Origin of the sequence: Haloarcula rubra (genome assembly GCF_019599465.1) — an archaeon.
In the GTDB taxonomy this organism is placed as follows: domain Archaea; phylum Halobacteriota; class Halobacteria; order Halobacteriales; family Haloarculaceae; genus Haloarcula; species Haloarcula rubra.
Genome location: NZ_RKLR01000032.1, coordinates 1 through 7,179, shown reverse-complemented (window position 1 = coordinate 7,179; position 7,179 = coordinate 1). Strand labels below are relative to the sequence as shown.

General features: G+C 56.8%; 8 protein-coding genes and 3 pseudogenes. 4 read left to right on the top strand and 7 right to left on the bottom strand.

The genetic code is table 11. From position 1 onward, the window contains the following. Window positions 1-560 precede the first annotated feature (560 nt). The 3 genes from EGH21_RS23900 to EGH21_RS23890 form a co-directional block, all read right to left on the bottom strand. Window positions 561-1,229 (bottom strand): AIM24 family protein, encoded by a 669-nt coding sequence (locus EGH21_RS23900; RefSeq protein ID WP_220620906.1) that lies wholly within the window; start codon window positions 1,227-1,229, stop codon window positions 561-563. An 846-nt stretch (window positions 1,230-2,075) separates the two neighbouring features. Continuing rightward, the gene (locus EGH21_RS23895; protein ID WP_220620905.1) at window positions 2,076-2,495 is read right to left on the bottom strand and encodes an HVO_A0114 family putative DNA-binding protein; all 420 of its coding nucleotides are present in this window, start codon (window positions 2,493-2,495) and stop codon (window positions 2,076-2,078) included. Beyond that, window positions 2,479-2,787 (bottom strand): toxin-antitoxin system TumE family protein, encoded by a 309-nt coding sequence (locus EGH21_RS23890; protein ID WP_220620904.1) that lies wholly within the window; start codon window positions 2,785-2,787, stop codon window positions 2,479-2,481. The genes EGH21_RS23895 and EGH21_RS23890 overlap by 17 nt, the downstream gene beginning before the upstream one ends. 99 nt (window positions 2,788-2,886) lie before the next feature. On the opposite strand from EGH21_RS23890, the pseudogene EGH21_RS24335 reads away from it, so the two are divergent. Further along, a pseudogene (locus EGH21_RS24335) lies at window positions 2,887-3,021 on the top strand (UDP-glucose 4-epimerase); the annotation flags it as partial. Window positions 3,022-3,099: 78 nt separating this feature from the next. Here EGH21_RS24335 and EGH21_RS23885 read toward each other — a convergent pair. The 3 genes from EGH21_RS23885 to EGH21_RS23875 all read right to left on the bottom strand — a co-directional run bounded on the left by EGH21_RS23885 (window position 3,100) and on the right by EGH21_RS23875 (window position 3,959). Continuing rightward, on the bottom strand, window positions 3,100-3,282 hold the full coding sequence (locus tag EGH21_RS23885) for a hypothetical protein (protein ID WP_220620903.1): 183 nt from the start codon (window positions 3,280-3,282) through the stop codon (window positions 3,100-3,102). After that, the gene (locus EGH21_RS23880; RefSeq protein ID WP_220620902.1) at window positions 3,279-3,575 is read right to left on the bottom strand and encodes a hypothetical protein; all 297 of its coding nucleotides are present in this window, start codon (window positions 3,573-3,575) and stop codon (window positions 3,279-3,281) included. The genes EGH21_RS23885 and EGH21_RS23880 overlap by 4 nt, the downstream gene beginning before the upstream one ends. Window positions 3,576-3,719: 144 nt before the next feature. Continuing rightward, the gene (locus EGH21_RS23875) at window positions 3,720-3,959 is read right to left on the bottom strand and encodes a hypothetical protein (protein WP_220620901.1); all 240 of its coding nucleotides are present in this window, start codon (window positions 3,957-3,959) and stop codon (window positions 3,720-3,722) included. A gap of 508 nt (window positions 3,960-4,467) precedes the next feature. Between EGH21_RS23875 and EGH21_RS23870 the strand changes: the two genes are divergently transcribed. The 3 genes and pseudogenes from EGH21_RS23870 to EGH21_RS23860 all read left to right on the top strand — a co-directional run. Beyond that, the gene (locus EGH21_RS23870; protein ID WP_220620900.1) at window positions 4,468-5,076 is read left to right on the top strand and encodes a hypothetical protein; all 609 of its coding nucleotides are present in this window, start codon (window positions 4,468-4,470) and stop codon (window positions 5,074-5,076) included. A 107-nt stretch (window positions 5,077-5,183) separates the two neighbouring features. Beyond that, window positions 5,184-6,407 carry an RNA-guided endonuclease InsQ/TnpB family protein gene (locus EGH21_RS23865; RefSeq protein WP_220620899.1) on the top strand — a complete coding sequence of 408 codons (1,224 nt, stop codon included), beginning with the start codon at window positions 5,184-5,186 and terminating at the stop codon, window positions 6,405-6,407. A gap of 50 nt (window positions 6,408-6,457) precedes the next feature. Then, window positions 6,458-6,757: pseudogene (locus EGH21_RS23860) on the top strand (hypothetical protein); the annotation flags it as partial. A 324-nt stretch (window positions 6,758-7,081) separates the two neighbouring features. Here the strand turns inward: EGH21_RS23860 and EGH21_RS23855 are convergent. Next, window positions 7,082-7,179, bottom strand: a pseudogene (locus EGH21_RS23855) (IS5/IS1182 family transposase); the annotation flags it as partial.

Sequence of the window (7,179 nt, the reverse complement as noted above, 5' to 3'; positions counted from 1 at the left end):
TGTGTCGGCTTGTTTCCGTCCACGTTGTCGAGAGCGTCTTGAAGTTCCTTGACGGATATCTCGTCAAGATGATCCATTATACTACTCAACGTACTACGGGCGGAAAGTTCTAACGATTGCTATAGTCTTGAAACGAGTCCAATAACGACAGGAGCCCGGGCTTGGCTGTCTCGGCCCACACAACGGGTGTGACGGACCGTTGAACCACGAGAACGCTACATGTCACGATGATACGCGGGCCACGAGATAGGACGACTTCGGCATCCCGCTTGGACAGATACCTGTCTCCAACTTACGAGCGACGTGCGACAGTCGACTTCCCAGCGACCACTTTTGATCGTCAGCACTGGCGATACACCACTACAACGCCCACTGACTGATACTGACTTTTGTACGGGATCGCGGTAGCAGACCACGGTAATGTCACACCAATTACCGTCTTACAGACCACTCCGGACGAAGCGACATCCTCGTCAGATTTGGCGTGCAGGACAGCATCTACAAAAAGTCAACAAAAAGAAGGCTGGCCACGAGCGACCAGCGCGGAGGGCGGCGTCGCTTTAGGCTCGCTGTGCGGTCTCCTCGAAGGGCTGGACGACGACGAACCCACTCGACCCGTCGAAGGCCATCTGATAGGTCTCGCCGGACGACTGGCCGATAGCGTCACCCAGACTGCGGTCGGTGTTGATACTGGGTGAGAGCTCACTGGACCAGGCGACCGTCGCATCGGGATCGGTCCGCACCGGCGGATCGAGTACCAGCGGGTCACCATGCGTCGTGATGGCGACCATCCCCGGACCAGACAGGAAGACGTTCGTCAGACCGGCAGCCGATGCCCCACCGATACTGCCGATCGTGCCGATTTCGTAGTCGACACTGTCCTCGAACGCGAGGACGTCGTTGCCGTTGACCGAGATTGACTCTCCATCCGCAAGGCCGAGGAGCTGAATTTTTTTCTCCTGATCGGCCACATAGACGTGACCCTGCCCTTCGACTTCCATGACGGGCGTGCCCTCACTGGACACCTGGTTCTTGATGAACCCAGTCAGCCCGCCTTCGGCGGAGGACTTTCCGGTGAAGGTGAGCTCACCCTGATAGGCAACCATCGAGCCGGCCTTCGTCAGGACTGTGCCGTCGACGTCGATATCTAGCAGCTTGCTGTTCTCCAGTTCGAAGCGATCCCGACTCTCGTCGGGCGCGTTCTGTGAGACGAAATCGTCTAGTTCCATTGGCGAATCAGGGCCATCGGGGACCCAGCCGAGGTATTCGACAACCAGTCTATTGATATTTTTCCTCCGCATTTACGCGGAGATATCCCGAGCGGTGGGAGTTTCTGGTTTTGCAGCCCAATCGACCGACTCCCAGACCGTTCGGGACGGGTAGTCCCGCAGTTTCGGACTGGTGGCGTGCTGGCCATGCCAAGTTACCCCTATCATCGACCGCGTGCGCCGTCCCAGTGCTATCTTTCCCACAGGACGCCGACAGGCGTCAGCGGACTCGGGCTATCCTTTGGTTCGCTTCGAGCGGTCGGCACGTCGGCACCCTTTCGCAGCTGTGCGTTCACCGACTGCCCTTTCGGATACTGGATTGATCGCGCAGATATGCGGTGTCTCGGACGAACCGTCGTCGAGCCATTCGTGAATGTCCAATGCAACGTCGACTGGCCGAGCGAACGCCCGCTGATGGCGGGTTTGAACGAACGTGGCCGCCCGTACGCTATCGAACTGAGCGTCGATGGCGTCTGGGCTTCGGTTCCGACGATGAGAGAGACGTGATTTCGCGAGCGTACTTCGCTGCTGAGGGTCACTCACGTCTCCGCGAGCAAGCTGCAGCTCTTTCGCGGTCGTCTGGGTGAATTCGTCGTCGAAACCACTCCGAGCGACGATTTCGGAAAAAAACCTTGCTCGGATACTGCCCGCTCAGTTTCGTTCCGAAATCAAGTCCCGTGAACAGCAGTGAAGAACCAGTACGAGACAGCTGTTCCGCCTCAGTTGCACGGAACATGCTACTATCAGCGACAACGAAAACGACGCCTCAGCTACTTCGGCAACTACTGTTTAGCGCGGGGGAGGATGTCAAGCCGTCACTTCGTCAGACCCGACATCAGGTGTCACGAGGGGCAGCTCGATATCGATTGCCTCGTACCAAACCGATGGTCGTTTCGACTGGCCATCATCGATGAGCTCGACCAGATGGAGTTTCTCGAGTTCGGTCAAGTTACGGTGAACTTGACTCACATCTCGCTTGACAAGACGAGCTGTCTCGCGGATGCTGTCAGGGTCGTGCTGGACGATCGCCCGCAAGAGCTCAAGTGACTTCGGTCGAGTGACCCGATGGACATCGGCTGGATCGTGATACACGACTTCGAGATGCGGCTCTGGCGTTTCGCCCCGATCGAGTGCAGCGAGGGCCTCTTCGAGGTCATCGTCACTACCCTCCTGGAATTGGATATGGAGCGTGCGGTCAGTCGTATCGGAGTTACCAGTCGTGGCCATGGTCAATCACCTCTGATTTGAACCGCTCGAAGAGGGGTTGGAGTCCATCGAAGTCGACATCGACGACGGTTCCATCAGCACGATGTTTGTGGTGGTGTGCTGTGTCGGGGTGGTCGGGAAAGTTATCGTACCGGATGATGGTTTCGCCGGCTGCATTCCCGTACTGCATCGAGTATTTGATGCCCTCCGGATAGCGGTCAGACGTGGGGACTTGATAGGCAGTGATCTCAGCGTAGCGGTCACCGAAGTCCCGCGTGACGCTGATAATTTGCTGTGCATCATCCCCTGTCACAGGCGTTGTTACAAGGCCCAACGCATTAAGTGTTGGTACGAGCTACAACACGACTGAGTGCCGACATCGTCGTCGACGAACTCGGTCTCGCGTACGAATGGCGGTGACCGTGGCTGGACGGGCGACGTCACACGGATGCGCCTCTCGATCGATAAGATAGCGGCGCTAAGCTGGGAGCCAACTCACTCTAGCGACGATGCCGTTCGCCAGTCTGCTCGCGAGCTAATCGATGAGTGGCCGGCGGAGAGTTGTTGGGACCAACTTAGGCTCGCGGGTCTTCTCGAGTCAAGAAGTCGAGACGCCGCTACCAAGTCAGATTCGACGCATCGTAAGCACGACCTCTCGGCCGGTCACCCGCCAGTTACAGCCTGTCCACACTGCCTCGATTCGCTCAAATCCCTCGTCCGACCGCTCCCTGAACTCGACTTTCCGCTTGGGACCACGGACAGGCTCGTAGACGAAGCCGTTCGCGTCGGCGACGGAGAGCCCACTCATGCGCTCGTCTCCAGTGCGTTCACCAAGTCGTCGACGATCGAACCGCCTACGTGTGGACCAACCGTCCAGCCTCGTTCTTCCTGCGTATACTCCGTCCACTGAGAAAGCGTCTGGAAGGGAGTTTCCGAAAGTTCCACTTTCGCGACGTCGTTATCTTGGATAACGACCACTGCCTGCTCGTAGCCATCCCAGTAGTGGATTGCATCAGCACCGTCAACGCCGAGAAAGAGCGGCCGCTGGGTGAGTAAATCGCGTGCGATACGTTCTTGTGGGGTTGCTTTCCTAGTTACCATTGGTTCTCTCTCGGAACCACGCGCCTCGGTGTTCTAGCACCGGGGCGATTTCGTAAAAAATCGACCAGCGGCGCGTGTGTTCCTATGTAATATTCACTACCTGTGGGTACTTAGAGTTTGCGGGATACGTTGCAAAAACAGAAGTCAGTTCGTTCCGTAGTACCTGTCCCGGCCTTTCTCAGTCGCTATGTTGTATCCTTTACTCTCGTCAGTTCGCTCGACCAGTCCCTCTTCGCGTAGTTCCTGCAGATAATTGTCTACACTACGCCGCTCGAAGGTTGCACCGCGTCGTTTGAGGTTGTCGAATATTACAGCAGGCGGGAGTTCCAGACCCGACTCTACGAGGAGCCCTAGAACCATCCGTTTCCGCTCCTCTTTGCCCATATTAGAACCGTTACCACGGATAGGCAAATTATCTCCGGAGTCGATGAAGCTGTTGGACGAATCACTGGTTTGGTCCGTATTGCACATATTTGCCTAATACTCTGCAAACTATTAAGTAGTTCCGCCATTGACTATCAGAGCAAGTCGACGCGCCGCTCCTCGGGTATCGCTCTGAAAACCGAGTGCGACGCCGTGCCACTAACACGGGCGTCGCGTTGGCCTCACAGCCGCATGCAAGCAAATGCTCCGGGGAGTCTTGAAACCTCCCCACGACCAGCGCACAGCGTACCGACAACGAGCCACTGCCAATCGCAGGATACGGACACCCGTCCACATCTCAAGCGTCAGTTCCTACGAAGACGCGGACGCCACTTGGAGGCCCGCAGTAACCCCGTAAGCTAATCGGCCCACCCCGAGGAGCGCTGCTGTTCGTCCAGTGAGCTACAGCTTTCCCAATCAACGTCCGTGCCGTGGTCGGTTCGCTTGGTTCGATTCCAAGCACGGATCTGTGACCACTCACAACCCAACGGCCGACAGCCCCGACGAACGCGATGCAGCGCTTGCCACCGAACTCGGTCTGGATATCGGCCAGGACACCCCCGAAGATCTTGAGGACTGCCTCTCGACCCTCGCTAACCGAGACACTGACCCACTACTGCTCACACTCTTCGAACGCCTCCTCGAAGAAAACGCCCGACTCCAAACCCGCCTCGACGAGCTCGAAGCCCAGCACAAACGGACCCACGACATCGCCACCACAGCCAGCGCGAAAGCAGAAACCACCGCTTCCAACCTTGACGAACTCGAAACCCAACACGAACGCACCCACGACGTCGCAAAGACCGCCATCGCCAAGGCCCACCAACTCGAAGCTGACACCGACCACCAGGAAGACGCCGAATCGCTCCCCCATGGCGTCGAACCAAGTTCCTCCCCGCTGGATTTCTTCGCGAACTGTCGCCAATCGAAACTCAAGACGATGTTCGTCGAACAGTCAAACCGCCAGAACACCTACCGGGCAATCGCCGTCGCCAAACGCTGGCCGGAATTCGCCACCAAACGAACCGATTGCAGCGGCATGTTCATCGGCTGTCGAGGCGGATACCCCGACCCTTGAGGTCGGGGAGGAAGCCGACACTCCATTCAACAAACCACGTTCGATAACAAGCCTGACTCCACACTACAATATATACCTATAAGTATTTCTACTCGTACTAATGAAGCATGGAGGTTGTTCGGAACATCCAAGTCAAACTCGCCGTTTCCGAGGACGACCACGAAGTCCTCGATGAGACGTTCGAGCAGTTCCGAAAAGCGGCCCAACACGTCGCAGACTACGGATGGGACGACAACCCCTACAACATCACGGACACCAAGAATACTCTCCACGAGGAAACGTATTTTGACGTACGTGAAGAACTCTCCCTGCAATCCAGTCTCGTTCAATCAGCACGCAACCTTGCTTCAACTGCACTCGGGAACTGCAAAGACCGCATCCTCGACGATGGTGAAAAAGCCAGCAAACCCGAATTCAAAGGCACGGTCGTCGTGTACAACGGTCGAACCATTACGTACAACGATGACCACGTTTCCCTCGCCACCACCGACAAGCGTGTGACCGCCGAATACGTCACACCAGTCAACGATGAGGGGACGCCGTTCGAGGACTACTGGACTGACGAGTGGGAGAAAGCCGAAGCAACGCTCCACAAACGCGATGGCACGTACTACCTCCACGTCGCCGTGAAGAAAGACGTAGATCCCTCTTGCGACGAAGAATCCGAGAACGGAGTGGTTCTCGGTGTCGATTTGAACGTGGATGGATACGTCGCCGTCACCAGTACCGGAGAGTTCCTTGGTAATGCAGACTACCTCAATCACCGACGAAACGAACACGAACGTCAGCGTGGAAGCCTGCAACAGACAGGCACTCGCTCGGCTCACCTCACGATACAGTCGATTAGCGACCGCTTCGCCCGGTGGAGCGCCGACTACCTCCATAGAGTGTCAAAAGCACTCGTTCGTGAGGCCGTAGAGAACGACTGTGCGGCTATCGCGTTCGAGAACTTGAAGCATATCCGCAAGCGCATCTCGAGCGCTTCAAAGTTCCAGCAGTGGGCGTTCAGGGAACTTCAACGCCACGTCGAATACAAAGCCGAAGAATACGGCATCGACGTGGACGACGTGAATCCGGCTTACACGAGTCAGCGGTGCAGTCACGGTGAGTGTGGGTTCACCCACGAGGACAACCGTGACGGTGACGAGTTCGAGTGTCTGAAGTGCGGAAAGGAGTTGCATAGCGATTATAACGCCGCTCGGAACGTCGGGTGGCGTCTTGTTCAGCACTGGCTCAAGTCTGGTGCTGAACGGGCCACAAGTCAATTGGCCCTCAAGTCAGGGACGCTGAACGCGAATGGTCGATTCCGACCTACCGAGTTGCTCGGTTAGAGCGGGAGTCAACTGACAAGCCTCGGGGCTTGACCCCGAGGCGATTGACGACCAAGGACACACTGACGACTGCGTTGACTGCCCAGTTAGGGCGAACACCCCACCGCCAGACTGTTGCCCGTGTGTGGGAGAAACTCCTCGAACTCGGCGGAAATGACCTCCGCGAAAAGACCCGCCAAGTGGGTCGCACCCAAGAACCAACCCAAATCATCGAGATGGACAGAGACACGGCTGAGGGGCTCCTCGAAAAGCGCTACGTCGGCCTTGACCTACTGAATGGAACCGACCGGAAAGCAGCAACTGGAGGCGTCACGCCCGTTGTGACAGGAGAACCCGCCCAAGCCCTGTGACGAGGAGTACACTCGACCACCAAGCCCACAAATAAGCCGTCGACGACACCGTAGACAGCCCTCGTCCGCACGAATACGGACATTCACTATCTGCAGGACTAGGGAGGAAGTCCCGTGGAACAGAGTACGTACAACGAATGTAACGAACACAGCGAACGATGGAGTGATTCCCGTGTCACAACGGGTGTGACAGATTGCAATCGAAGAACTCGCCGCGGTATGCCGCGCAAAGACTCGTAGCCCCTCTGAAATATCTGTCTCTGAACGGCTTGAGAGCTAACAGCCCTGCTGAAAGTGCTCTGTTGAATAGATGCTGAGACATGGTTAGAGCGGCTCACACAGCGATTCTATGTTGATGATGGCGAACATCAGGACAATTTCACGGAACTGTCGATACCAGCCGAGCGCTCGCACGGCGTCGC